The 23,974-nt window shown below is 69.1% G+C and carries 24 protein-coding genes; 23 read left to right on the plus strand and 1 reads right to left on the minus strand.

Features of this window, described 5'->3' with window-relative positions; all coding sequences use genetic code 11:
- Positions 1 to 133: 133 nt before the first annotated feature.
- From ftsH to B7K20_RS00855, 20 genes are all read left to right on the plus strand, one after another.
- Positions 134 to 2,185, plus strand: coding sequence for an ATP-dependent zinc metalloprotease FtsH (gene ftsH, locus B7K20_RS00760; RefSeq protein WP_084099603.1), 2,052 nt, complete (start codon positions 134 to 136; stop codon positions 2,183 to 2,185).
- The gene (gene folE / locus B7K20_RS00765) at positions 2,182 to 2,748 is read left to right on the plus strand and encodes a GTP cyclohydrolase I FolE (RefSeq protein ID WP_084099604.1); all 567 of its coding nucleotides are present in this window, start codon (positions 2,182 to 2,184) and stop codon (positions 2,746 to 2,748) included. Before ftsH ends, folE begins: the two co-directional genes overlap by 4 nt.
- A 3-nt stretch (positions 2,749 to 2,751) precedes the next feature.
- Positions 2,752 to 3,567: a dihydropteroate synthase gene (gene folP, locus B7K20_RS00770; RefSeq protein WP_084099605.1), complete on the plus strand. Its 816-nt coding sequence runs from the start codon at positions 2,752 to 2,754 to the stop codon at positions 3,565 to 3,567.
- A 4-nt stretch (positions 3,568 to 3,571) separates the two neighbouring features.
- Positions 3,572 to 4,660 (plus strand): 2-amino-4-hydroxy-6-hydroxymethyldihydropteridine diphosphokinase, encoded by a 1,089-nt coding sequence (gene folK, locus B7K20_RS00775; RefSeq protein WP_084099606.1) that lies wholly within the window; start codon positions 3,572 to 3,574, stop codon positions 4,658 to 4,660.
- A gap of 1 nt (position 4,661) precedes the next feature.
- The gene (locus B7K20_RS00780) at positions 4,662 to 5,129 is read left to right on the plus strand and encodes a DUF3180 domain-containing protein (protein ID WP_084099607.1); all 468 of its coding nucleotides are present in this window, start codon (positions 4,662 to 4,664) and stop codon (positions 5,127 to 5,129) included.
- A gap of 568 nt (positions 5,130 to 5,697) precedes the next feature.
- Positions 5,698 to 6,084 (plus strand): hypothetical protein, encoded by a 387-nt coding sequence (locus tag B7K20_RS00785; RefSeq protein ID WP_084099608.1) that lies wholly within the window; start codon positions 5,698 to 5,700, stop codon positions 6,082 to 6,084.
- The gene (locus B7K20_RS00790; RefSeq protein WP_084099609.1) at positions 6,084 to 6,494 is read left to right on the plus strand and encodes a hypothetical protein; all 411 of its coding nucleotides are present in this window, start codon (positions 6,084 to 6,086) and stop codon (positions 6,492 to 6,494) included. The genes B7K20_RS00785 and B7K20_RS00790 overlap by 1 nt, the downstream gene beginning before the upstream one ends.
- A gap of 429 nt (positions 6,495 to 6,923) precedes the next feature.
- The gene (locus B7K20_RS00795) at positions 6,924 to 7,403 is read left to right on the plus strand and encodes a PH domain-containing protein (RefSeq protein WP_084099610.1); all 480 of its coding nucleotides are present in this window, start codon (positions 6,924 to 6,926) and stop codon (positions 7,401 to 7,403) included.
- On the plus strand, positions 7,403 to 9,067 hold the full coding sequence (locus B7K20_RS00800) for a PH domain-containing protein (RefSeq protein WP_084099611.1): 1,665 nt from the start codon (positions 7,403 to 7,405) through the stop codon (positions 9,065 to 9,067). Before B7K20_RS00795 ends, B7K20_RS00800 begins: the two co-directional genes overlap by 1 nt.
- Positions 9,064 to 9,945, plus strand: a complete 882-nt coding sequence (locus B7K20_RS00805; protein ID WP_084099612.1) for a Rossmann-like and DUF2520 domain-containing protein — start codon at positions 9,064 to 9,066, stop codon at positions 9,943 to 9,945. The genes B7K20_RS00800 and B7K20_RS00805 overlap by 4 nt, the downstream gene beginning before the upstream one ends.
- A 180-nt stretch (positions 9,946 to 10,125) precedes the next feature.
- Positions 10,126 to 10,986: a pantoate--beta-alanine ligase gene (gene panC, locus B7K20_RS00810; RefSeq protein WP_084099613.1), complete on the plus strand. Its 861-nt coding sequence runs from the start codon at positions 10,126 to 10,128 to the stop codon at positions 10,984 to 10,986.
- Complete coding sequence (gene panD / locus B7K20_RS00815) at positions 10,983 to 11,444, plus strand: aspartate 1-decarboxylase (protein ID WP_234985640.1); 462 nt, start codon at positions 10,983 to 10,985, stop codon at positions 11,442 to 11,444. The genes panC and panD overlap by 4 nt, the downstream gene beginning before the upstream one ends.
- A 147-nt stretch (positions 11,445 to 11,591) precedes the next feature.
- Positions 11,592 to 13,280: an L-aspartate oxidase gene (locus B7K20_RS00820; protein ID WP_084099614.1), complete on the plus strand. Its 1,689-nt coding sequence runs from the start codon at positions 11,592 to 11,594 to the stop codon at positions 13,278 to 13,280.
- Between the two features lie 46 nt (positions 13,281 to 13,326).
- Entirely contained in the window at positions 13,327 to 14,250 is a 924-nt protein-coding gene (gene nadC / locus B7K20_RS00825) for a carboxylating nicotinate-nucleotide diphosphorylase (protein WP_234985641.1), read from the plus strand.
- A gap of 245 nt (positions 14,251 to 14,495) precedes the next feature.
- On the plus strand, positions 14,496 to 15,956 hold the full coding sequence (gene lysS, locus B7K20_RS00830) for a lysine--tRNA ligase (protein ID WP_084099766.1): 1,461 nt from the start codon (positions 14,496 to 14,498) through the stop codon (positions 15,954 to 15,956).
- 1 nt (position 15,957) lies between these two features.
- Positions 15,958 to 16,203 (plus strand): hypothetical protein, encoded by a 246-nt coding sequence (locus tag B7K20_RS00835; protein WP_084099616.1) that lies wholly within the window; start codon positions 15,958 to 15,960, stop codon positions 16,201 to 16,203.
- Positions 16,204 to 16,358: 155 nt separating this feature from the next.
- Positions 16,359 to 16,679: an Lsr2 family protein gene (locus tag B7K20_RS00840; protein WP_084099617.1), complete on the plus strand. Its 321-nt coding sequence runs from the start codon at positions 16,359 to 16,361 to the stop codon at positions 16,677 to 16,679.
- A 77-nt stretch (positions 16,680 to 16,756) separates the two neighbouring features.
- Positions 16,757 to 17,812: a beta-propeller fold lactonase family protein gene (locus tag B7K20_RS00845; RefSeq protein ID WP_159449282.1), complete on the plus strand. Its 1,056-nt coding sequence runs from the start codon at positions 16,757 to 16,759 to the stop codon at positions 17,810 to 17,812.
- A 75-nt stretch (positions 17,813 to 17,887) separates the two neighbouring features.
- Positions 17,888 to 18,889, plus strand: a complete 1,002-nt coding sequence (locus B7K20_RS00850; protein ID WP_084099619.1) for a metalloregulator ArsR/SmtB family transcription factor — start codon at positions 17,888 to 17,890, stop codon at positions 18,887 to 18,889.
- 48 nt (positions 18,890 to 18,937) lie between these two features.
- On the plus strand, positions 18,938 to 19,681 hold the full coding sequence (locus B7K20_RS00855) for a phosphoglyceromutase (protein ID WP_084099620.1): 744 nt from the start codon (positions 18,938 to 18,940) through the stop codon (positions 19,679 to 19,681).
- Positions 19,682 to 19,905: 224 nt separating this feature from the next.
- Here B7K20_RS00855 and phoU read toward each other — a convergent pair whose 3' ends face one another.
- Positions 19,906 to 20,565 carry a phosphate signaling complex protein PhoU gene (gene phoU, locus B7K20_RS00860; protein ID WP_084099621.1) on the minus strand — a complete coding sequence of 220 codons (660 nt, stop codon included), beginning with the start codon at positions 20,563 to 20,565 and terminating at the stop codon, positions 19,906 to 19,908.
- Positions 20,566 to 20,710: 145 nt separating this feature from the next.
- On the opposite strand from phoU, the gene B7K20_RS00865 reads away from it, so the two are divergent.
- From B7K20_RS00865 to B7K20_RS00875, 3 genes are all read left to right on the plus strand, one after another.
- Positions 20,711 to 21,823, plus strand: a complete 1,113-nt coding sequence (locus B7K20_RS00865) for a cell wall metabolism sensor histidine kinase WalK (RefSeq protein ID WP_144018455.1) — start codon at positions 20,711 to 20,713, stop codon at positions 21,821 to 21,823.
- Positions 21,820 to 22,515: a response regulator transcription factor gene (locus B7K20_RS00870; protein WP_084099623.1), complete on the plus strand. Its 696-nt coding sequence runs from the start codon at positions 21,820 to 21,822 to the stop codon at positions 22,513 to 22,515. The genes B7K20_RS00865 and B7K20_RS00870 overlap by 4 nt, the downstream gene beginning before the upstream one ends.
- A gap of 237 nt (positions 22,516 to 22,752) precedes the next feature.
- Positions 22,753 to 23,910: a phosphate ABC transporter substrate-binding protein PstS gene (locus B7K20_RS00875; RefSeq protein ID WP_144018456.1), complete on the plus strand. Its 1,158-nt coding sequence runs from the start codon at positions 22,753 to 22,755 to the stop codon at positions 23,908 to 23,910.
- Positions 23,911 to 23,974 lie beyond the last annotated feature (64 nt).

Raw genomic sequence — 23,974 nt, forward strand, 5'->3', positions numbered from 1 at the left:
GTCCCACGGGCCACATCAGCCCCAGGTGTGTGTTGAGCGGTACGCGGGCGAGATGCGGCGCGGCGACCGGGAAGAACGCCCACAGCGAAACCCTTCACAGCCACCCCGTGGCCTCGCGTAGTCTCGTAGCACCATGAAGAATGCCTTCAGTCTGCGCCGCATCATTCCGCTGATCATCCTGGCAGTTGTGCTGGGCTGGCTCGTCTCCGGGCTGTTTGCGCCGCGCGTGCAGCAGATCGACACCTCGCAGGGCATGGCGCTGCTGGAGGCCAACCTGGTGGACCAGGCCAAGATGGTCGACGGGGACCAGCGCGTGGAGCTGGTGCTGATCGAGGACTTCGCGGATAACCTGCCCGAGGACGCTCCCGCCGAGTGGGCCGACTACCAGGACCGTGTCGAGTTCTTCTACGTCGCGCCGCAGGGCGAGCAGGTCGTCGACGCGATCACCGCGGCCGACCCCGCCGGCGGCTACGACTCGGAGGTCCCGCAGACCTCGATCTGGACCACCATCCTCTTCACGTTCCTGCCGATCCTGCTGCTGGTGGGCCTCTTCTGGTTCCTCATGTCCTCGATGCAGGGCGGCGGCGGCCGTCTCATGCAGTTCGGCAAGTCCAAGGCCTCGCTGGTGACGCCCGACACCCCCACGGTGAAGTTTGACGACGTCGCCGGTGTGGACGAGGCCGTCGACGAGCTGCGCGAGATCCAGGAGTTCCTTGAGGCCCCCGCGAAATTCCAGGCCGTGGGCGCCAAGATCCCCAAGGGTGTGCTGCTGTACGGGCCTCCCGGCACCGGTAAGACGCTGCTCGCGCGCGCCGTCGCGGGCGAGGCAGGCGTGCCGTTCTTCCACATTTCTGGTTCGGACTTCGTCGAGATGTTCGTCGGTGTGGGTGCGAGCCGTGTGCGCGACCTGTTCGAGCAGGCCAAGAAGAACGCCCCCGCCATCATCTTCGTCGACGAGATCGACGCCGTCGGCCGCCACCGCGGCGCCGGCATGGGCGGCGGTCACGACGAGCGCGAGCAGACGCTCAACCAGATGCTCGTCGAGATGGACGGCTTTGGCGCCACCACCAACGTCATCATCATCGCGGCGACCAACCGCCCCGACATCCTCGACCCCGCGCTGCTGCGCCCGGGCCGCTTTGACCGCCAGGTGGGCGTCGACGGCCCCGACCTCAAGGGCCGCCTCAAGGTCCTCGAGGTGCACTCGAAGGGCAAGCCGATGGCGCCCGAGGTTGACCTCGAGGTCATCGCCCGTCGCACGCCCGGATTTACCGGCGCCGACCTCGCGAACGTCCTCAACGAGGCCGCGCTGCTCACCGCCCGCAAGGATGGCCAACTCATTGGCCCGGTGGAGCTGGATGAGGCCATCGACCGCGTCATCGCCGGCCCCCAGAAGCGCACGCGCGTGATGAACGACCACGACAAGACCGTCACCGCGTACCACGAGGGCGGCCACGCCCTCGTGGCGGCCGCGATGAACCACACGGACCCCGTCACCAAGGTCACGATTCTCCCGCGCGGCCGTGCGCTGGGCTACACGATGGTCATGCCGCAGGAGGACCGCTACTCCAAGACGCGTAACCAGCTGCTCGACAACCTCGCCTACGCGATGGGCGGACGCATTGCCGAGGAGCTCGTGTTCGGCGACCCGTCCACCGGTGCCAGCAACGACATCTCGCAGGCCACCGACATCGCCCGCCAAATGGTGACCGAGTACGGCATGTCCACGGACATCGGCTCGGTGCGCCTGGCCGGCAGCTCGGGCGAGGTCTTCATGGGCCGCGACATGGGCCACGGCCGCGACTACTCGGAGCAGAACGCCGCGATCGTCGACCGCGAGGTCCGCGCGCTCATGGACAACGCGATGGCCGAGGCCACCAAGGCCCTCCAGGGGAACCGCGCCCTGCTCGACCGCCTCGCCGAGGAGCTCCTCGAGAAGGAGACCCTCAACGAGACCGAGCTCGCGGAGATCTTCGCCGACGTCAAGAAGGTCGCCAAGCGCAAGCACTGGGTCAGCGGCGAGTGGGCGCCCAAGACCGCGCCCCGCAAGAAGCCCGTCACCGCCCCCGCGCCGCCGCTCGAGGAGCCCAAGGACACCGTGGGCGAGGAGCCGGCCGATGCCGCGGCTGAGCCCCGTACCGACGCACCGACCGACGTTCCGCAAGACGGAACCGACCAGGCATGACGGTCGACCACGCGCGCGCCGAGGCCGCCGTACGTGAGCTACTGCTCGCGATCGGCGAGGACCCCGAACGCGACGGGCTGAAGGACACCCCCGGCCGCGTCGCGCGCGCCTACGACGAGTTCTTCGCGGGCCTGCACCAGGATCCGGGCGACATCCTCAGCACCGTCTTCGAGCTGGGCCATGAGGAGATGATCCTCGTCAAGGACATCGAGCTGTACTCGATGTGCGAGCACCACCTGGTGCCGTTCCACGGCGTGGCTCACGTGGCCTACATCCCGGGCGAGGACGGCCGCATCACGGGATTAAGTAAGTTGGCTCGCTTAGTTGAGATGTATGCGCGACGCCCGCAGGTCCAGGAGCGCCTCACCACCCAGGTCGCCGACGCCCTCGTGACCCACCTGGGCGCCCGCGGCGTGATCGTCGTGGTCGAGGCCGAGCACCTGTGCATGTCCATGCGCGGCATCCGCAAGCCGGGCTCCCGCACCGTGACCAGCGCCGTGCGCGGCATCATGCGCGACGGCGCCACCCGCGCGGAAGCCATGAGCCTGATCCTCGGGAAATAGCCCATGACGCTCGTCATGGGGATCCTCAACGTCACCCCTGACAGCTTCAGCGACGGGGGTCGCTTTCACACGGCCGATGCCGCACTCGCCCAGGGCGTTCGCCTCGCCCGGGACGGGGCTCACCTGGTCGACGTGGGCGGCGAATCCACGCGTCCGGGCGCCCAGCGCGTGAGCCCCGATGAAGAGCTCGCACGGGTCGTGCCCGTCGTGAAGGGGTTGGTCGAGGCGGGGATTGCGGTATCCGTGGACACCATGCGTGCCGCCACCGCCGCCGCTGCGCTCGAGGCCGGCGCGAGCGTCATCAATGACGTCTCGGGCGGCCTGGCCGACCCCGACATGGCCGCCGTGATCGCCGGCGCCGGCTGCGACTACATCGCCATGCATTGGCGCGCGCACTCGACCCAGATGGACGCCCTCGACCGCTACACGGACGTGGTCGCCGAGGTGCGCGACGAGCTCGCCGGGCGCGTCGAGGCCCTCACCGCCGCGGGCATCGATCCCGCACGGATCATCCTCGACCCGGGCCTCGGATTCTCGAAAGTCGCCGAATCCAACTGGCCGCTCGTGGCAGATATCCCCGGATGGGCGGGCGACGCCCGCGTACTGATCGGTGCGAGCCGTAAGCGGTTCCTGGGTGCCGCCGTGAAGCGGGAGGGGCGTGACGCATCGGCCGCCTCGAGGGACCACGCCACCACTGCCATCACGACCCTTGCCGCGGAGCGCGGCGTGTGGGCCGTGCGGGTGCACGATGCGGCGGCGGCGAGGGACGCCGTCCAGGTCGTGTCCTCTTGGCAGAACGCCGAACACACGCAAGAGTGAGGACATGACTGTGCACACGCGCCCGTACGTCAAGGACGGCATCGAGCTGGATCAGATCGCCGTCGAAGGTATCCGACTCGAGGGATTTCACGGCGTCTTCCAGGCAGAACGGGAGAGCGGACAGCTCTTCTTCGCCGACGTCGTGGCGCACACCAACACGCGTGCCGCCGGCGCTCGTGACGACCTCACGCGCTCCGTGAACTACTCGGAGATCGCCGACCGCGTGGCCGACGTCCTGGGCGGCGAGCCCGTCAAGCTCATCGAGGCTGTCGCGGAGCGCATCGCCAAGACGGTGCTCGGCATCCCCCTGGTCGAGTGCGTGGACGTCACCGTGCACAAGCCGCAGGCGCCCCTACACGTCGAATTCAAGGACGTCACCGTGACCATCCGCCGCGACCAGCGCGAGGGCTCGCTGTGGGCGGACAAGCGCATCGGCTCGTCGGCGGGGGAGTCGGATGACCCGACCGAGGGGTCGGAGGTCTCGGGCCTGGGCACCGGCGGCTTTGGCGGTGCTCCCGAGGTGGCCGGCGGCGGCGACACGATGGACGCCCGCCCCGCGCAGCCCACCGGCGCGCTCATTGCGCTCGGCGGAAACCTGGGCGACGTGGAGCAGACGTTTCGCACGGCCCTGAGCGACCTGCACCGGATCCCCGGCGTCCAGGTCGTGACCGTGTCGCCCCTGGTGCGCTCCGTGCCGGAGGGCGGCCTGCAGCAGCCCGACTACCTCAATGGCGTGGTGCGCGTGAACACCGCGCTGTCGCCGCGCGAGCTGCTGAACGCGCTGCTGGGCATCGAGCTCGCGCACGGGCGTGAGCGCTCCGTGCCCAATGCGGCCCGCACGCTCGACCTTGACCTTGTCCAGTACGAGGGCGTCACCGGCGTCTCGGCCGACCTCGAGCTGCCTCACCCGCGCGCGTACCTGCGACGCTTTGTGTTGGAGCCGTGGTCCGCGATCGAGCCCGATGCCCGCCTGGTGCCGCACGGCACCGTCGCCGAGCTGCTGCGTCAGGCCAGCTTCGACGCCCTGACGCGCGTGGGCGCGGGGTGGGACGCGGTGCCCGACGTGGCGCCCGCGGGCGTGACGCCTCAGTAACGTGTCCGCGCTTTCTTGGCAGCGCCTCACGCTCGTGGGGCTGGTCGCGCTCGCCCTGGTGTGGCTGCTCACCGCAGGCCTGTGGTCCTCGGGGGCGACCCCGCCGCACGTGCCGTGGTCCGCCCCCGCGATCGCCCTGGTAGCCGCCGCGTGCGCGCTGTGGTTCGGGTGGCAGGTGCGACGCTTCCTCACCGGCAAGAAGCCCGACCTGTCCGCCCTGCGCGCCGCCCGCACCGCCGTGTTCGCGCAGGCCTGCGCCTACGGCGGCGCGGTGCTGACCGGCGCCTACGGCGGCTATGCCCTTGGCCTGCTCGACGACTGGTCGCACGGTCCGCGCCGCGAGGTCATCATCTCTGCGCTGATCGCCGCGGCTGCAGGGCTGCTGCTCGTCATCGCCGGCGTGGTCGCGGAGCACTGGTGCAAGCACTCGGACGAGGACGACGACCGCGGCGAGGCCACCCCGGCCTAAACCCCCGCTCGCGCACCGCGAGATTGGCACGCACTAAAGGACTTCGGGCGAGGCATGGCCCGGAAAGTGGTCGGTAGGGGCGACGTCAGTCCGCAAAGCCGGTCGGAGTTTGAAGCATTGGGAGTTGGTTGTTGAGGCACTTGCGCGAACGGGCGGGGTCCTATTCACTGTGAACCAACCATGCCAGCGCCACTTCCGATGCGATCCGAGCGGAACATGCTTGCGCCTTCGGACGTTCTTCTGAGAGGTGGGCTGTCCACTCGCGAGACTTTGGAAGACCAACTCGAGGTGTGCAGGCTGAAGTACCGTCCATATGGAGTCTCTGCGATGGGCTTTCCTGGCGTATCTGACGTTGATGAAGCGGTTGCACTCGCCTGTCGGCATCGACCGTTCAAGACGTTTCGTTACTCAACGGTCGCCACGCTCGAGTCGATCGGGATCTCCGCGCTGCCGACGTTTGCGGTTCCTCACTACACTCTTGAATTGCCGGGAGATCTTGACGATGATCTCTGGGAGGCAATCGATGCCGCTTTCTCGTCGCCGATTCGCCTAGGAAAAAGGAACTGAGATGTTGACCTACTTCATAGACTTCAACTCCGTCGCCGACGACGGACTCGTAGTTGCCGCCGCGAGTAGAAAGCGCCCGATGGCGTTCTTCGTTGACCCCGAGGTAGGGGATGCAGTCCGTGTCGAGGACCGCGACGGTGCAGAGGCAGAGGCGAAGGTGCTGGAAGTCTCCGCCGACGGAACTCTTGAGCTTGCTGTTGACTGGGCGACGTATCGCGAGCCAGAGCCGGTCGCGAACAGGCTCGTTTGGAGTGGTCGCGGCATGGTCTCCAGTCGCGTGGTCTCATACGGCCACGTGGAGCCTGACGTTTTCACGCGCGAGGTCAGTGGCGAGACGCTTACATCCACGCTGTCATACCCATATGCGTCGACGAAGGTGCCTGCTTGATGGAGGCCTTCATCATGATGTGCGACTTTGCCGAAGAGCTCGGCGGGAAGTTGTACGTCCATGGCGGTGGATGGGACCGCATTGTCAAGCGTGAGCCGTTCCTGAACGTGTTTGTTGCGGGCAAGGTTCTAGTCCCGTGGGACCGGACGAACGAACGGCACCCCCTGACGCTCATACTCAAGGATCCCGATGGAAGTCCGGTATTGGCCGGGGATCAGGGCCAGGAAATCGCCGTCCACGGTCAGTTAGAGGTGGGACGTCCCCCCGGAGTCCCGCGTGGTGCAGACATCAGTGTGCCTTTGGTAATGCGCTTTCAGGGCTTGGACGTCCCGCCCGGTAGGTACCGCTGGGAACTTTCGGTAGCCGATGAGGTTGTCGCGCGAGCCACTTTCGACGTCGTCACGGGCTGACTCAATCATCGATGCACTAATGCCGTGCGGCGGAAGGTTGCCGGTACCGTCGATGTCAGTGGGTGTGTTGACGCGGTTGCAGAAACCCCACCGGCATTCGGAACTGTTTTGAGCGTTGGACCACCACCGTGGACGAGTTGCAGTAGTCAATCTCCGGCTGAGTGACACGAGACTTACTGCGGTGACGGGTGCGGTTCGGGAGAGTCACATACGTAATCCGACGATGCGGTTCGTGTACGCAGCGGTAGGAGCCGGGCATCCACGCTAGCTAGAGGCGGCACCGTCGGACATGTGTCGACGCGCGCCCGGTCTCCCGATGCCAAACCTGTGCAGTCGGAATATCTGGCAATTGTGAACTTGTGGATCGTAGAGTTCTAGCGCGACCTGAACGCGCGACCTCATGACCGTCCCTCCTGGCACACTGGGCCCATGAGTTGGTACGAGCCCGGCGGCGCCGCCTGGACCTACGTCTCCCGCAAGCTCATCCCAGCGCGGCTGATTGTGCTGTGGATCTGCCTGGGTCTCCCTCTGATCGCCGCCGTCGTGGTCGGCGCGCTCACCACCGCGTGGGTGTGGATCGCGGCGGCCGTGTTCCTGGTGGGCGGCGCGTGGGGATCGTGGATCGTCTACCGCCAGGTCACCGCGCACGCGTGGATCGAGCGCGAGGACGACCTCATCGTGAAAAAGGGGCGGCTGTGGCGCTCCGTCACCGTCGTGCCCTATGGCCGCATGCAGTACGTCGAGGTCGAGGCGGGGCCGCTCAGCCGCGCATTCGGCATCGCGAAGGTGCAGCTCCATACGGCCTCGCCCGGCACGGACGCGTCCATCTCCGGCGTCCCCGAGTCCGAGGCCGCCCGCCTGCGTGACCGCCTCTCCAGCCGCGGCGAGGCGCAGCTGGCGGGCCTGTGATGACCCAGCCCGACCCGGCGCGCCCGCAGCCAGCGCGGCCCGCCCCCGTGTACCGCGCCCCGCGCGAGTGGACCCGCCTGCACCCCGTCTCCCCGCTGCTGGGCGGCTGGGCGGTGTTCGGTGTGGTCGGCTCGATCGCGCTGTACAACGTCGCCCCCGACTGGGTCGGCGCGGATGAGGAACTCGTCCAGGCCGCCCACTGGCTGTGGCGCTCGCTGCTGTGGGTGATCCTGGGCGCGGTGCTGATCGTGGGATTGGCCATCGGCATCGGCTACCTGCAGTGGCGCGTGGACGAGTACCGCTTGTCGGACGAGGCCATCGAGCAACGCAAGGGCATCCTCTTCAAGCAGCACAAGCAGGCCCGGCTCGACCGCGTGCAGGCCGTCGACGTGGTCCAGCCGCTGCTCGCGCGCATCTTCGGCTTCGCGGTCCTCAAGGTCGAGGTCGCCGGCGGCGAGAACTCCGGCATCGCCCTGGAGTATTTGCGCCTGGGCGACGCCGAGGCCATGCGCAACGAGCTCCTCGCCCTCGCCGCCGGCGTCAAGCGCGCCAAGGCGGAGGGCCGCGACGCTTCCGTCAACGCCGTTCTCTCGGACGATGCCGTGGCTAAGTTTCCCGCCCAGCCCACCCCTGTGGGAGGCGAGGGCGAGAACCCGGCCTATGCATCGGCCGCCTCCCTGAGGGACGTGACCGATGGCTTGAGGTCGCTGGGCGGGCCGGCGGGGCTGACCGAGACCGCCGCGGCGCCCGAGCGTGAGGTGTACAAGGTGCCCATCGGACGGCTCCTGCAGTCGATCGTGCTGTCGTGGCCGTTCCTGTGGATCTGCACGTTGCCGTTGTGGGTGGGGCTCGCGGTGTGGATCTTCCCCATCGAGTTCAACGAGATTGTGGCGGTAGCGGGGGCCTCGCTGTTCACCGTGGTGCCCGCCGCGTTGGGTCTGCTGGGGTATTTCTGGTCGCAGCTGTCGGGCGGATTCGGGTTCACCGCGGCGATCTCGGAGGACGGCATCCGGCTGCGTCACGGGCTCACCGAGACTCGAAGGCAGACCGTCCCGCCGGGCCGCGTGCAGGCCGTCCAGTTCCAGCAGTCGCTGCTGTGGCGGAAGAAGGACTGGTGGCGGGTCACCATCAATGTGGCCGGTTACCAGGACGATCAGGCCGCGGTGTCCACGCTGCTGCCCGTCGGCACGCGCCAGGACGCGCTCACCGCGCTGTGGCTGGTGCTGCCCGACCTGGGCGACCCCGACCCCGCCGGCACCGTCTCGCTCGCACTGTCCGGCACCGGCGACGAGGGCGGCTTCACGCCCGTGACGCGACGCGCGCGGCTGTTCGACCCGTGGCAGTGGCGCCACCGGGGCGTGCGCGCCACCGACCGCGCGCTGATGATCCGGCGCGGCTGGCTGGTGCGTGACATGTTCGTGGTGCCGCACGAGCGCACGCAATCGTTGGGCCTCACCCAAGGACCCCTGCAGCGCTGGCGTGGGGTCGCGACGTTTACGGTGCACTCGACCAACGGGCCCGTCTCGCCCGTCGCGCAGCACCTCGATATGGCCGATGCCGTGGCCCTCCTTGACGCTCAGGCTCTCCGGGCCGCGGAGGGGCGCCGGCGCCAGACGCCCGAGCAGTGGATGACGGCCGTGGGAATTCGCGAGGATGGCGCATGAGTAAGCCGGGCCGCCTGTCGATCGGCATCGTCGGCGCGGGGCGCGTGGGCGCGGTGCTGGGAGCGGCGCTGCGGGCGGCGGAACACGAGATCGTCGGCGCCACCGGCGTGTCCGACGAGACCCTCGCGCGCATCGACGCGCTGTTGCCAGGGGTGCCCGTCATGGACCCCGAGGCGGTGGTACGGGCCTCCGATGTGGTCCTGCTCACCGTGCCCGACGACTCGGTCGCCGCCGTGGCCGCTGGCCTCGCGTCGCTGGGCGCGTGGCGCGGCGGACAAATCGTGGTGCACACCTCGGGCCGGCTGGGCACCGAGGCGCTCGCGGACGCCGCACGGTGCGGCGCGCTGCCGCTGGCCATTCACCCCGCGATGACCTTCACCGGCACATCGCTGGACCTCACGCGCATGACGGGCGCGGCGTTCGCCGTGTCGGGTGCGGCCCCGCTGCTGCCGATTGCGCAGGCGCTCGCTGTCGAGATGGGCGGCGAGCCCTTCGTCCTCGACGACCGCGACCGTCCCGCGTATCACGCGGCGCTGGTGCACGGGGCGAATCACGTGGTGACGGCGCTGAGCCAGGCCGGGGGGTTGCTGGCCCGGATCGGCGTCGAGGAGCCCGCTCGAGTCCTCGGACCCCTGGTGCATGCGTCGGTGGACGGCGCACTGGGCGACGCGCCTGGAGCGGTCACGACGCTCACCGGACCCGTGGTGCGCGGCGACGCCGGCACGGTCGCAGCCCACGTCCACGCGCTCACGGGCCACGACGAGATGTTGTTCGCCTACCGCGCCATGGCGCGCGCGACGGCGGACCTGGCGCTCTCCGGCGGGCGCATCGGCCCCGCGCAGTACGCGGACATCATCGCGGCGCTCGGCGCGGACTGAGCCGGGGCGCGCGCCCCCGCTCGCGCCGCGTTGCCTCGCTCCGCCCCCGCCCTCCGCCCTGCGCGCTGTGAGGAGGTTGATGCGAGTTTTGGCGGCTCCACTGACATCAACCTCCTCACAGGACGCAGCGGCCGCCCGTCACCGGCACCCGGCACCCCCGCCGCGCGGGACAATAGCCGCATGCGACTCATCCGTACCGCGGCGGACCTTGCCGCCCTACCCCGCGGCGAGCGCCGAGTGGTCGTCATGACCATGGGCGCCCTGCACGAGGGACATCTGGCGCTGATCCGCCGGGCCAAGGAACTCGGCGACCAGGTCGTCGTCACCATTTTCGTGAACCCCCTCCAGTTCGACGAGGCCGCCGACTACGACAGCTACCCGCGCACCCTCGACGCCGACCTCGCGCTCCTCGAGCCCCTCGGCGTCGACGCCGTCTTCGCCCCCGAGGACGCCGAGATGTACCCGCACGGCGAGCCCGTCGTCACGGTGAGCTCCGGCGTCATCGGCCGAGTCCTCGAAGGCGCCGCGCGCCCCGGCCACTTCGACGGCGTCCTCACCGTCGTCGCCAAGCTGCTGCACCTCACCGCGCCCGATGTCGCGGTCTTCGGGGCCAAGGACGCCCAGCAGGTCATCGCAGTGAAGGCCCTGGTACGGGACCTGAACTTCTCCGTCGAGATCGCCACGGCCTCGACCGTGCGCGACGACGACGGCCTCGCCCGCTCCAGCCGCAATGTCTTTCTCAGCCCCGACGAGCGCAAGCGAGCGCTGGCGCTGAATCGAGCCCTCGCATCGGCCGCTCGTACTGCCGAATACGGCGCCACCCTGACCACCACGCTCAAGGCCGGCCGCGACATCCTGGACGCACAAGACGGCCTCGACGTCGACTACTTCGCGGCCCTCGACCCCGCGGACGCGAGTGAGGCGAACGACGACTACCGTGGAGAGGTGGTGCTCGCCGTCGCGGCTCGCGTCGGTGCCACGCGCCTGATCGACAACATCACCACGCGCATCGCACCGAGCGCGGAAGGAGACCAGCGATGACCTCGCTGCAGCGGCCCATGATGATCTCGAAGATCCATCGGGCCACCGTGACGCAAGCCGACCTGCACTACGTGGGCTCGATCACCATCGACGCGACCCTCATGGAGCACGCGGACCTCTTGCCCGGCCAGCAGGTCGACGTGGTCGATGTCACCAACGGTGCGCGCCTGACCACCTACGCGATCCCCGGCGAGCCCGGCAGCGGCGAGATCTGCATCAACGGCGCCGCCGCGCACCTGGTGAATCCTGGCGACCTCATCATCGTGATCGCCTACGGCATGCTCGCCGACGACGAGGCGCGCACCTTCGAGCCCCACGTGGTCTTCGTGGACGGCGACAACCGCATCCTGCAGGAGTGCGACGACCCCGGCTCGGTGCCCGACGGCTACGGCCTGGAGCGCTCCGGCATCCCCGTGCACGAGTTCCACTCGCGCGGCTGGGACGCCTTCAAGTCCTGACCCCGTGTCGGTTTGGCCCACACCTGTGGCTGGTGTGCCAGATGTGCCACGCATGCACGTCACACGAGTCTCGCTGGCGAACATCGGTCCCAACTGTGGGCCAAACCGATGGCGTGGGGAGCCGATGGCCACCACTAAGTTGGGCCTATGACCTCCTTTGTGCGTCATTTGGCCGCGCCCGCGCCGGGCTGGACCATCACGGCCGACGTGATCGTGGTCGGCTCGGGCATCGCGGGCCTCACCGCCGCGCTCGAGCTGCGCGCCAAGGTGGACCGCGTGCTCGTGGTCACCAAGGGCGTCCTCAGCTCGGGCTCCACGGTGTGGGCGCAGGGCGGCATCGCCGCTGCTCTCGACCCGGATGACACCCCCGACGAGCACCTGGAGGACACCCTCGTCGCCGGCGCCGGCCTGTGCTCCGAGCCCGCCGTGCGCGCTCTCGTGACCGAGGGCCCGGACCGCGTGCGGGACCTCGTAGGTCGCGGCGCCCTATTCGACACCGGCCCCGACGGCGGCATCACCCTGTCGCGCGAGGGCGGCCACCACCGCGACCGCATCGCCCACGCGGGCGGCGACGCGACCGGCGCGGAGATCTCACGCGCCCTCATCGCCCAGCTCGAGGCGGTGCACAACGACCCTGGTATCGAGGTCATCGAGCACGCGATGGTGGTCGATCTCCTCACCGCGGCGCCCGACGCCGACGGCCGCCCGGGCCCTGTGTGTGGCGTGACCCTGCACATCATCGGCGAGGGCTCGCGCGACGGCGTGGGTGCTGCGTTGGCGAAGTCGGTGATCATGGCGACCGGCGGCATCGGCCAGGTGTTCCGCTCCTCGACCAACCCGGCGAGCTCCACCGGCGACGGCCTGGCGAGCGCCCTGCGCGCGGGCGCCGCGGTCGCCGACATCGAGTTTGTGCAGTTCCACCCCACCGTCCTGTGGCAGGGCGCCGGCGCTCGCGGCCAGCAGCCGCTCATCTCCGAGGCCGTCCGCGGCGAGGGCGCCTATCTGCTCAATGGCGCGGGTGAGCGCTTCATGGTCGAGCGCCACGAGATGGCCGAACTCGCCCCGCGCGACGTCGTGTCGAAGGGCATCGTCGCGATGATGGAGGAGGAGGGAAGCGAGAACGTCTTCCTCGACTGCCGCCACCTGGGCAAGCGCTACCTGCGCGAGCGCTTCCCGACCATCTGGGAGCGCCTCGCCGAGCGCGACATCGACATGGCCCGCGACCTCATCCCAGTCGCGCCCGCCCAGCACTACCACTCGGGCGGCATCCTCACCGATTTGCGCGGCCGCACCACCGTGGCCGGCCTCTACGCGATCGGCGAGGCCGCCTGCACAGGAGTCCACGGCGCCAACCGCCTGGCGTCCAACAGCCTGCTCGAGGGCCTCGTGTTTGGCGCCCGGGCCGCGAAGGACGCGGCCTCCGCAGTGGCCGATGCCACCGTCACGCAGCGTGAGCCCGTCGACCGGCCTGGTCCGTCTGCCCTGGTACCGGCCACCATGCGTCCGCAGATCCAGACGCTCGCCCACCGCGGCGCCGGCCCCGTGCGCGACGGGGCGGGGCTCGCGCGGGCGGGGGAGAGGCTCGACGCCGTCCGCTCGCGCTTCCGCGGGGCCGATGCCCGCGGCGGCCAGCCGCAGACCGCCGAGTGGGAGACGTCGAACGTGCTCGCCTGCGCATCGGCCCTCGTCGCGGCGGCCCTCACGCGCGAGGAGACCCGCGGCGGCCATCTGCGCACCGACTTCCCCGAGTCCGACGACCGCTGGAAGGTGCGCATCGCGACGCACCTGGACCCGGACGGCAACCTGCGCGTGATGAAGGCGCCGCTCGAGATCTAGGACCTTCGGGCCGCCCCGGCGCCGCGACCGGGCTACGCTAGTCGCCGTGATTCGCCCTGAAGACATGATTCACCCGGAAGACCGCGACCAGACCCGGCCCTTGAGCGCCTCATGGCTCGCGGGGGCCGTCGCCCAGGCCCTCGACGAGGACCTCGGCTCGGAGCCCGGCCGCGACGTCACCACCCAGGCCACGATCGCCGCGTCGGACAACGTCGCCGGCCGCATCGTCATGCGCACCGACGGCGTCCTCGCCGGCGCGCCCGTCATCGCCGAGGTGCTCATCCAGGTCGCCGAGCGCCTGAGCCTCCCGCGTCCCAGCATCCAACTGCACGCCGAGGACGGCGACGCCCTGACCGCCGGCACCGCGGTCGCGACCATCGAGGGACCCGGCCACGTGGTCCTCATCGCCGAGCGCACCATCCTGAACTTCCTGTCCCGCGCCAGCGGCGTCGCCACCCACACCCGCCTGTGGGTCGACGTCCTCGACGGCACCGGCACCCGCGTCCTGGACACCCGCAAGACCACGCCCGGCCTACGCGAGATCCAGAAGTACGCCGTGCGCATGGGCGGCGGCGTCAACAAGCGCCACGGCCTGTTCGACTGCGCGATGATCAAGGACAACCACATCGTGGCCGCGGGCTCCATCACGGCCGCGATCGAGGCGGTTACGCGTCGCTTCCCCGAGGTCCCTGTGCAGGTCGAGGTCGAGTCCGAGGAGCAGGCGCGCGAGGCCATCGCCGCCGGCGCCCGCTTCCTGATGCTCGACAACATGACGGCCGATGCCATGCGGGCCCTCGTAGCCGTCGTACGCGGGTTGGAGGCCGAGGTAGGGCCAGTCCGCCTCGAGGCCACCGGCGGCCTCACCCTCGCGACGGCCCGGACGGTCGCCGAGACGGGCGTGGACTTCATGTCCGTGGGCGCGCTCACGCACTCGAGCCCCATCATCGACCTGGCGCTCGACCTCGACTGACCGGCGCACCCTGGCCCCGCGCCGCACCCACCATCCCCCAACCACCCATCCGCGTACCGCTCAACACACACCTGGGGCGCATGAGAGTGACGGGGCTGGTGTGAATCCCCACCCGCCCCATCCGCCACAACCGTCCCAGCCGTGTGTTGGGCGGTACGGGGGCGGCGGGGGAGCGAACGCGCGCGGGTACCCTAGAGGGCGTGACTGAGCAGAACACCCCCGTAGTCGACGACCTCCCCGAGCAGATGAAGGTGCGCCGTGCCAAGCGCGACCGCCTGATCGCCGAGGGTGGCCAGGCGTACCCGGTGTCCGTGGACCGCACCCACGAGATCGCGGAGGTGAAGTCCACGTACGCGCACCTCGAGGACGGCGAAGAGACCCAGGACATCGTCGCCGTCGCCGGCCGCGTGGTGTTCGTGCGCAACACGGGCAAGCTGTGCTTCGCGACCGTTCAGGACGGGGCGGGCGAACGCCTGCAGTTGATGCTGAGCCTCGCGGAGGTGGGCGAGGAGTCGCTCGCGGCGTTCAAGGCCGATGTTGACCTGGGCGACCACCTGTTCGCCAAGGGCCGCGCCATTAAGTCGCGCCGCGGCGAGGTCTCGGTGTTCGCAGCCGAGTGGGCCATCGCCGCCAAGGCCCTGCGCCCCCTGCCGGTGCTGCACAAGGAGCTGTCCGAGGAGTCCCGCGTGCGCCAGCGCTACGTGGACCTCATCGCCCGCCCGCTGGCCCGCGACACCGTCCGCCACCGCGCGGGTGTGATGCGGAGCCTTCGCGAGAGCCTGCATTCCCGCGGATTCCTGGAGATCGAGACTCCGATGCTCCAGACCCAGCCCGGCGGCGCTGCGGCCCGCCCATTCATTACACACATGAATGCATATGACATCGACCTGTATATGCGTATCGCGCCGGAACTCTTCCTGAAGCGCGCGGTCGTGGGCGGCGTCGAGAAGGTCTTCGAGATCAACCGCAACTTCCGCAACGAGGGCGCGGATTCCTCGCACTCGCCGGAATTCTCCATGCTGGAGGCCTACGAGGCCTATGGCGATTACAACACCATGGCAACCCTCACGCGCGAGCTCATTCAGGGCGCCGCGACGGATGTTTTCGGCACCACGCTCGTCACGCTTGCCGACGGCGAGGAGTACGACCTGGGCGGCGAGTGGACCGAGATGACCATGTACGGCTCGCTCTCCGAGGCCCTGGGCCAGGAGATCACGCCGCAGACCTCGGTGGCCGAGCTGCAACAGCTGTGCGACGCGGTCGAGCTGTCCGTCGACCCCAAGCGCATCAACCACGGCAAGCTGGTCGAGGAGCTGTGGGAGCACCACGTCGGCTCGGACCTCACGGCCCCCACCTTTGTGCGAGACTTCCCGGTCGAGACCAGCCCGCTCACGCGCGACCACCGCTCCATCCCCGGCATCGTCGAGAAGTGGGACTTGTACGTGCGCGGCTTCGAGCTCGCGACCGCATACTCGGAGCTCGTCGACCCCGTCATCCAGCGCGAACGCTTCGAACAGCAGGCACGCATGGCCGCCCAAGGTGACGACGAGGCGATGCAGCTCGACGAGGACTTCCTCACCGCGATGGAGTACGCGATGCCCCCCGCCGGCGGCATGGGCATGGGTATGGACCGCCTGCTGATGGCGCTCACCGGCCTTGGCATCCGCGAGACCATCACCTTCCCGCTCGTGAAGCCCGAGGCCTGAGATGTCCACCTGGCAGGCGGTCGCGGTCGGCATCATCCCGTCCATCGGCGTGGCGCTGGTGTTCTGGCTCGCGATGCGCGCCGTGATCCGTGCCGACCGTAGCGAGCGCCAGGCGCTCGCGCGCATCGACGAACAGCAGGCGGCCGATGCCGTGGCCGGCTCTCCCTCCGGCTCACCCGAGCAGGGCTCGAGCGCGGCTAGTGTGGCAACCCCCGCGCCCGCACCCGCCTCCGACGAGTCTCAGTAATGAGAATGTAGGCGCGATAATCGCGGCAAATCCCCCTCAGGAATCCTTCCTGAGGGGGATTTCCTCGTTTAGCCAAGAAATCAGGGTTCCGGAAAGTTGACGCGCGGGTGTCCGATATGTGACTCTAGGAAAACCTTTATAGAAAGGATTTTTCGATGGCGCAAAAGGTGAAGGTCGTTCTTGTCGACGATATCGACGGAGGCGAGGCCACTGAGACCGTGAGTTTCTCCCTCGACGGCATTTCCTACGAGATTGACCTCTCCGCTGACCATGCGGCGGAAATGCGAGGCTCGTTCGAGCACTGGACCTCGGTGGCTCGCAAGGTCTCGACCAAGCGCAGCACCGCCCGGGCCGCGGCCGGCCGCCGTGACGACGTCGCGAAGATTCGCGCATGGGCCAAGGACAACGGCTTCGACATCTCGGAGCGCGGACGCATCTCGACCGAGGTGCGCGAGGCGTACGCCAAAGCCCACTAACCACTCTTTCCGCACGTTCGGCCCCGCCCCACGCTCGGGGCGGGGCCGACCGTGTTCCATGCACCAATGGAGATGACATGACCGATCAACTGTGGTGGGGCACCTTCCCCGAGGCGGGCCTCGGCACGCCCACCGGCATGGGGGAGGGGCTGTGGCGACAGACGCCGGCCGATGCCACCCTCGCCCTCGCTCTCGACGCACCCTCGTGGTTGGTCGCCCATCCGAGCCTGCCGCTGATCTACGCGATCTCGGAGTCGGAGGGCTCCCAGGTGCACGCGGTCGACGTGTCGGACCCCGAGTCGCCCCGCGTGGTCGCGAGCATCCCGACCGGCGGATCCTCGGCGTGCCACGGCATGCTCGCCGCCGGCGCGCTCACCCTCTACCTCACGCACTACGTTTCTTCCGAGCTCTCGGTCATCCGCATCGGCGACGACGGCCTGTTCGAGGACGAGGAGCCCGGGCAGGTGTTCGCCCATGCGGGATCTGGCCCCAACGAGGCACGCCAGGAGGCCTCCCACGCTCACTTTGTGGGCTACGCCCCCGGCCGCAAGCACCTGCTGGTGTGCGACCTGGGCACCGACGAACTGCGCCGCTATGCGCTTCGCCCCGACGGGCTGCTCGACGAGGACGGCATCGCCGCCGCGCTGCCGCCGGGCACGGGACCACGCCACTTCGCCGTGAACGGCGACCTCATCTACGTGGTGGGGGAGCTGTCGACCTCGGTGCTGACGCTGCGCTGGGAGCCGGCCACGGCATCGGCCGATCTCATCGCTCAGGTCCCGGCGACCACCGCCGAGGCCCGCACCGCTGGGGCGCGCGACTCCTCGGGCATCCTGCAGGTTGACGATGTGCTGCTGGTCGGCGTGCGTGGCGCGGACGTCATCGCCGTGCATGATCTTTCGCCCGAGGGCGAGGTGCGCTACCGCGGCTCGTTCGACGCTGGCCACTGGCCGCGCCACTTTGCCGTCGTGGGCGAGAGACTCCATGTGGGCTGCGAGCGAGGACACGAGGTGCGCACCTATGCGCTCGCCGACGTCCTCGCCCTGGCCCCCGAGCCCGAGGCGGGCCTCATGCAGGAGCTTCCCTACGCATCGGCCGGACTGCCCAGCCCGGCCTTTGTCATGGAGGGATAGCGCGCCATCTCTTGCGCTCTATTTCGATCTATGTCTAAATAGATGTAGATCGAAATAGAGCCTGAGGAGCCCGCCATGACCACCGTCGCCGCCCACCCCGACCACGACAGCTGCGTCCACACGGCGCTCGAGGCTCACACCGTCGACCCTGTCCTTGCGGCGCGCGCTACCGCTGTGCTGAAGGCCGTGGCCGACCCGCTGCGGCTGAGGATGCTCGCGATGATCGCCTCGGCGCCCCAGGGTGAGGCGTGCGTGTGTGACCTTTCCGAGCTTGCGGACGTGAGCGGGCCCACGGTCTCGCACCACCTCAAGACGCTGCGCGAGGTGGGGCTCGTCGAATCCGAGCGGCGCGGCACGTGGATCTACTACCGCGTGGCGCCCGACTTCGTGCCCGCGGTGCGCGGGCTGCTCGAGACGCTGGTGCCCGCGAGTGGCGGCCATGCTGCTCCGGTCCAGGACCGCGCACTTGAGAGCGTGGACCGTGCGCTCGTGGAGGTGGTTGAGCGGCTCACCGGACTGTTCCCCGAACTCGGCGAGCGCATCGTGGAGCGCGTGGTGCACGAGTCCTACGCCGCACTCGCGCGGCGCGCCACCATCCGCCAGCACCTGGTGCCGCTCACGCGACGGTTCGCGCACCAACGCCTCTCTGACCTGCGCAAAGCCGAGAGTGCCGACTCCACCCACCCGCCCCAGGTCCTGTTCGTGTGCGTCCAGAACGCGGGCCGCTCGCAGCTGGCCGCGGCGCTGCTGCACAAGTACGCGGGGGACGCGGTGGTGGTCCGCTCGGCGGGGTCCATGCCCGCGGCCGACGTCCACGACTCGGTGCGCGTCCGGCTCGACGCGATCGGCGGGGGAGAGGCGGCGTTCCCCAAGCCGCTGACGGACGATGCCGTGCGGGCCTCCGACGTCGTCATCACCATGGGATGCGGCGACGTCTGCCCCATCTACCCGGGCAAGCGCTACGAGGACTGGAAGGTGGGCGACCCCGCGCTCGCCTCCTCCGCAGGCGTCGACGAGATCGTCGCGGACATCGATGCCAGGGTGCGCGCGCTGCTGGACGAGATCCTGCCCGCGTGAGTCCTCGGTCCCGGGCCGTGCCAGGCGCATCGGCGCTACGCTGAAACCATGACCTACACACTGATCCTGCTCCGCCACGGCGAGAGCGACTGGAACTCGAAGAACCTGTTCACCGGCTGGGTGGATGTTGAGCTCAACGAGAAGGGCTGGGGCGAGGCCGTCCGCGGTGGCGAGCTGCTCAAGGAGGAGGGGTTCCTCCCCGACGTGGTCCACACGTCGCTCCTGCGCCGCGCGATCATGACCGCGAACCTCGCGCTTGACGCCGCCGACCGCCACTGGATCCCCGTGAAGCGCAACTGGCGCCTCAACGAGCGTCACTACGGCGACCTGCAGGGCAAGAACAAGGCCGAGACCCTCGAGCAGTTCGGCGAGGAGCAGTTCATGACGTGGCGTCGCTCGTACGACGTGCCGCCGCCGCCCATCAGCGCCGAGAACCAGTACGGCCAGGCCGGCGACCCCCGCTACGCGGGCGAGCCCGTGCCGCAGACCGAGTGCCTCAAGGACGTCCTTGAGCGCGCCCTGCCCTACTGGGAGTCGGACGTGGTGCCGGACCTCAAGGCCGGCAAGACCGTGCTCGTCGCCGCACACGGCAACTCGCTGCGCGCGATCATCAAGCACCTCGACGGCATCGCGGATGACGACATCGTCGGCGTGAACGTGCCCACCGGCATCCCGCTGGTGTACGAGCTCGACGAGGAGACCCTCAAGCCCGTCACCGCTGGTGGCCGCTACCTGGACGCCGACGCCGCCGCCGCCGCGATCCAGGCCGTCGCGAACCAGGGCAAGAAGTAACCTCCGGTTTCAGGACGCTCGGTCACCCTCTCATTGCGTGGCCGACACCAACGGGGCCCTCGCCTTCGGGTGAGGGCCCCGTTGCTGTGTCCGGGGCCTGCGGCGCCCCGACCCGCGGCTGACCTCGCCTCCTCACAGGAAGCGGGCGGTTGAGCCCACCACCCCAAACGCACGTCAGCCCCGGACCAGCGGGCCCGGGGCTGACGAGAAGACGGGGGAGCGGCTTAGAAGACCGCGCGCGAGCCCGAGTGGTCGCCCGTGACCAAGTAGACGATCTGGCGCGAGACCGCGACGGCGTGATCGCCGAAGCGCTCGAAGAAGCGCGCCAGCAGCGCGATGTCGAGCGTCTCCTGGACCGAGCCGGTGTAGCCCTCGGCCAGCAGTGTCTTGTAGGACTCGGAGTGGAGGGCGTCGAGGGTGTCGTCGTCGGAGACGATGCCGGCGGCGGTGTTGAGGTCACGCTGCTCGAGCAGCAGCACCAACTCGTTCGCGGCCTTCTTCGCGGCTTCGGTCATTCCGGCGAAGATCTCGGCGTGACCGGCGGGAACGGCGCTGTCGGGGAACGCGCGCCTGGCGGCCTCGGCGATGTGCTGGGCCAGGTCGCCCATGCGCTCGAGCGACGCGGAGATGCGCAGCGACGAGATGATCGTGCGCAGGTCCAGGCCTACCGGCTGCTGCTGCGCGATGAGCAGCACGCAGCGCTCGTCGACAAGACGCTCGATCTCGTCGAGCTTGACGTCGTCGGCGATGACGGCCTGGGCCAGCTCCACATTCTGGGTGAGCAGTGCCTCGGAGGCTCGCGTGATCGCGGACTCGACGTGGCGGCTCATGGTGATGAGATCGCCGGCGAGGTCCGACATCTCGGCGTTGAACAGCGTGCGCATGACTCTCCTTAGGGGCTGTCGTCCGCCCCCTAGTGTGTCACTGCGCCGAGCGCGCGCGAAAGGTTCTCCCAGGTGCCTCGGTGAACATCGGGTGACGAACGGGAAACGTTGGGTGAACTCGTCATCTGCTCGTTACTGTGACCACATGACCACGGAGACATGGCTGGCCTTAGTGGCCGGCGCGCTCCTCGGTGCCGGCTTCCTCGCGTTCACCCGGTGGCGCGCCGAGCGCAAGAAGGCCCAGGCCAACACCCTCGTTCCCCACCGCACGCGTGAGGTGCTCGCGGCCCTGCACTCGGGCGCGATCCTGGTGCGGCGCGACCGTCGCGCGGCGTTCTCGAACACCCCGGCCAGCGCGCTCGGCGTCACCCGGCCCGACGGCGCCCTCCACCCCGGCGTCGCAGACCTCGCCGAGATCGCCTGGGCGGCCGATGCCGAACGCGAGGACGACATCGTCGTCAGCCGCGGCGTGCTCGGCGTGGACTCGGTGGTGCACGTGCGCGTCACCCCGCTGTCGGATGACCTCGCGCTCGCAGTCGCCAACGACGACACCGAACGCCACGCCGCCGAGCTCACCAGGCGCGAGTTCGCCGTCAACGTCTCACACGAGCTCAAGACGCCCGTGGGCGCACTATCGCTCCTGGCAGAGACCATCGAGGACAACCCCGACGACTCCGAGATGGTGCGCAGCTTCGCGAAGAAGATTCGCAAAGAGTCGCGCCGCCTCACCAAGCTCATCCAGGAGATCATCGAGATCTCGCGCCTGCAGGGCGGCGAGTCCGTCGTAGACCACCACGAGCTGTCGCTCGCGGCCGTGATCGAGGAGGTGTGCGAGGGCGCCGAGATGCACGCGGAGTCCAAGCACGTGCACCTGGTCGCCGACATCCGCACGCGCCCCCTCGTGATGGGCGACCACGACTTGCTCGTCATGGCCGTGCGCAACCTGGTGGATAACGCGATCAGCTACTCGGACGACTCCGCGAACGTCACCGTTTCGCTCGAGACCGAGGCCGGCGCCGCGGTCCTCAAGGTCATCGACGCGGGCATCGGCATCGAGCGCGCCGATCAGGAACGCATCTTCGAACGCTTCTACCGGGTCGACGCCGCCCGCTCGCGCAGCACCGGCGGCACCGGCCTGGGCCTGTCCATCGTCAAGCACGTCATCCTGCAGCACTCCGGAACCGTCGACGTGTGGTCCAAGCCGGGAGTCGGCTCGACCTTCACCATTCGCCTTACCGCCCATCAGGAGGAGCAATGAGCGAGGCCCGCATCCTCGTCGTCGAGGACGAAGAGTCCTACCGAGATTCACTGAAGTACCTGCTACGACGTGAAGGCTTCGAGGTCATCCTCGCCGCCGACGGCGTGCAGGGCGTCGAGGCATTCACGCGCGACGGGGCCGATGTGGTGCTGCTCGACCTCATGCTGCCGCGCATGTCCGGCACCGAGGTGTTCCGCGAGATTCGTGAGCGCTCCAACGTGCCGATCATCATGGTGACGGCCAAGGACGACCAGGTCGACAAGATCATCGGCCTCGAGCTGGGCGCCGACGATTACGTCACCAAGCCGTACTCCGCGCGCGAGCTGGTCGCCCGCATCCGCGCCGTGCTGCGCCGCCAGGGCGCCGGCGCGACCGACTTCCCCGACGAGCCCGAGCGCCTCACCGTCGCCGGCATCACCCTCGACCCCGAGCGCCTCACCGTGGTGCGTGGCGAGGACGCCCAGTCGCTGCCGCCCAAGGAGTTCTCGCTGCTGCACCTGCTGGCCCAGAATGCCGGCCGCGTGCTGCCGCGCCAGGTCATCATCGACCGCGTCTGGGGCGCCGACTACTTCGGCGACACCAAGACCCTCGACGTCCACATCAAGCGCCTGCGCGGCCGCATCGAGGCGGACCCCTCGCACCCGCGTCTCATCCAGACCGTGCGCGGGGTGGGCTACACCTTCGAGGGGTAAGGGATTGACAGCGGCCGATGCCGTGGCGGAGTTTCGTACGAAACCCCGCCACGGCATCGGCCGTCTCTACATCACGAATCGATAACGGCGCACCTCGAGGGGTGCCTCGTTCACCGAACGTTCACCGGAACTTCAGTTAAGGCCCTTCGTGGCGTTACCTAGCGTCCCTACGTTGGACTCGTCCGGCAGGAAGCCGGAAACTCAAGCAGACTTCCCATCCATGTGAGGAACCCCACTGTGAAGATCGCAATCCGTTCTGGCGCCGTGATCTCGGCCGCCGCGCTGACGTTCGCGCTCGCCGCCTGCTCGCCCTCGAACGAGGCCACCACCGAGTCCGAGGCCCCCGAGGCCACCGCGACCGCCGCCGCTGAGGGCAGCGAGACCGCCGAGGCCACCGCTGAGCTTTCCGGCAACCTGCAGGGCGCCGGCGCCTCGTCGCAGGAGTCCGGCATGGACGCCTGGCGCGCGGGCTTCCAGAACATGTACCCCGACGTGACCGTCGGCTACGACCCCGTCGGCTCCGGCGGCGGCATCGAGCAGTTCCTGTCGGGCGCCGTGCCCTTCGCGGGCTCGGATGGTCTCCTCGAGGCCGGCGAGTACGAGCAGGCCGTCGAGCGCTGCGACGGCGACGGTGGCGCCTACCACCTGCCCATGTACATCTCGCCCGTCGCGATCATCTTCAACCTCGAGGGTGTCGGCACGCTGAACCTCGACGCCGAGACCGTCGCGAACATCTTCGACGGCAACATCACCACCTGGAACGACGAGGCCATCGCCTCGCAGAACGAGGGCGTCGAGCTCCCCGACACCACCATCACCGTGGTCTACCGCTCGGACTCGTCCGGCACCTCGGAGAACTTCACCGACTACCTTGAGCAGGCGTCGGACGGCACCTGGCCTTACGAGGCCACCAAGGAGTTCTCGACCGCCGCCGACCAGTCGATAGGTGCCGACGGCACCTCGGCCGTCGTCGACACGGTCACCTCGACCAACGGCGCCATCGGCTACGCCGACGCCTCGCGCGCCGGTTCGCTCGGCACCGTCGCGATCAAGGTCGGCGAGGAGTACGTGCCCTTCTCGCCCGAGGCCGCCGCGAACATCGTCGCCGCGTCGCCCCTGTCGGAGGAGGCCAACGGTGAGAACGACCTCGCGTTCGCGATCGACCGCACCACGACCGACTCGTCGGCCTACCCGCTGACCCTGGTCTCGTACCACATCGTCTGCTCGCAGTACGACGACGAGACCGAGCGCGCGCTGGTCACCGAGTTCGAGAAGTACGTCGCCTCGGCCGAGGGCCAGGCCGCTGCCGCTGACGCGGCCGGCATCGCCCCGCTGACCGACGAGCTGTCCGCTCAGATCACCGAGATCCTCGACGGAATCGCGGCTGCCGCCTGATCCTGACAGGGCCTCACGCAGAGGTGGGCCCACCCGGATAGGGTGGGCCCACCACTGCATGTTC

This window comes from Demequina sp. NBRC 110051, assembly GCF_002090055.1.
Lineage (GTDB): Bacteria > Actinomycetota > Actinomycetes > Actinomycetales > Demequinaceae > Demequina.

What these genes read in the sequence shown, in the direction of transcription:
- B7K20_RS00785 (WP_084099608.1), top strand. Translation starts at nt 5,698, where the DNA reads ATGTTGACCTACTTCATAGACTTCAACTCCGTCGCCGACGACGGACTC.
- B7K20_RS00820 (WP_084099614.1), top strand. Translation starts at nt 11,592, where the DNA reads ATGACCTCCTTTGTGCGTCATTTGGCCGCGCCCGCGCCGGGCTGGACC.
- B7K20_RS00845 (WP_159449282.1), top strand. Translation starts at nt 16,757, where the DNA reads ATGACCGATCAACTGTGGTGGGGCACCTTCCCCGAGGCGGGCCTCGGC.
- folE (WP_084099604.1), top strand. Translation starts at nt 2,182, where the DNA reads ATGACGGTCGACCACGCGCGCGCCGAGGCCGCCGTACGTGAGCTACTG.
- folP (WP_084099605.1), top strand. Translation starts at nt 2,752, where the DNA reads ATGACGCTCGTCATGGGGATCCTCAACGTCACCCCTGACAGCTTCAGC.
- B7K20_RS00800 (WP_084099611.1), top strand. Translation starts at nt 7,403, where the DNA reads ATGACCCAGCCCGACCCGGCGCGCCCGCAGCCAGCGCGGCCCGCCCCC.
- B7K20_RS00805 (WP_084099612.1), top strand. Translation starts at nt 9,064, where the DNA reads ATGAGTAAGCCGGGCCGCCTGTCGATCGGCATCGTCGGCGCGGGGCGC.
- B7K20_RS00840 (WP_084099617.1), top strand. Translation starts at nt 16,359, where the DNA reads ATGGCGCAAAAGGTGAAGGTCGTTCTTGTCGACGATATCGACGGAGGC.
- B7K20_RS00870 (WP_084099623.1), top strand. Translation starts at nt 21,820, where the DNA reads ATGAGCGAGGCCCGCATCCTCGTCGTCGAGGACGAAGAGTCCTACCGA.
- B7K20_RS00855 (WP_084099620.1), top strand. Translation starts at nt 18,938, where the DNA reads ATGACCTACACACTGATCCTGCTCCGCCACGGCGAGAGCGACTGGAAC.
- ftsH (WP_084099603.1), top strand. Translation starts at nt 134, where the DNA reads ATGAAGAATGCCTTCAGTCTGCGCCGCATCATTCCGCTGATCATCCTG.
- lysS (WP_084099766.1), top strand. Translation starts at nt 14,496, where the DNA reads ATGAAGGTGCGCCGTGCCAAGCGCGACCGCCTGATCGCCGAGGGTGGC.
- B7K20_RS00790 (WP_084099609.1), top strand. Translation starts at nt 6,084, where the DNA reads ATGGAGGCCTTCATCATGATGTGCGACTTTGCCGAAGAGCTCGGCGGG.
- folK (WP_084099606.1), top strand. Translation starts at nt 3,572, where the DNA reads ATGACTGTGCACACGCGCCCGTACGTCAAGGACGGCATCGAGCTGGAT.
- B7K20_RS00865 (WP_144018455.1), top strand. Translation starts at nt 20,711, where the DNA reads ATGACCACGGAGACATGGCTGGCCTTAGTGGCCGGCGCGCTCCTCGGT.
- B7K20_RS00795 (WP_084099610.1), top strand. Translation starts at nt 6,924, where the DNA reads ATGAGTTGGTACGAGCCCGGCGGCGCCGCCTGGACCTACGTCTCCCGC.
- B7K20_RS00835 (WP_084099616.1), top strand. Translation starts at nt 15,958, where the DNA reads ATGTCCACCTGGCAGGCGGTCGCGGTCGGCATCATCCCGTCCATCGGC.
- panC (WP_084099613.1), top strand. Translation starts at nt 10,126, where the DNA reads ATGCGACTCATCCGTACCGCGGCGGACCTTGCCGCCCTACCCCGCGGC.
- panD (WP_234985640.1), top strand. Translation starts at nt 10,983, where the DNA reads ATGACCTCGCTGCAGCGGCCCATGATGATCTCGAAGATCCATCGGGCC.
- B7K20_RS00850 (WP_084099619.1), top strand. Translation starts at nt 17,888, where the DNA reads ATGACCACCGTCGCCGCCCACCCCGACCACGACAGCTGCGTCCACACG.
- phoU (WP_084099621.1), bottom strand. Translation starts at nt 20,565, where the DNA reads ATGCGCACGCTGTTCAACGCCGAGATGTCGGACCTCGCCGGCGATCTC.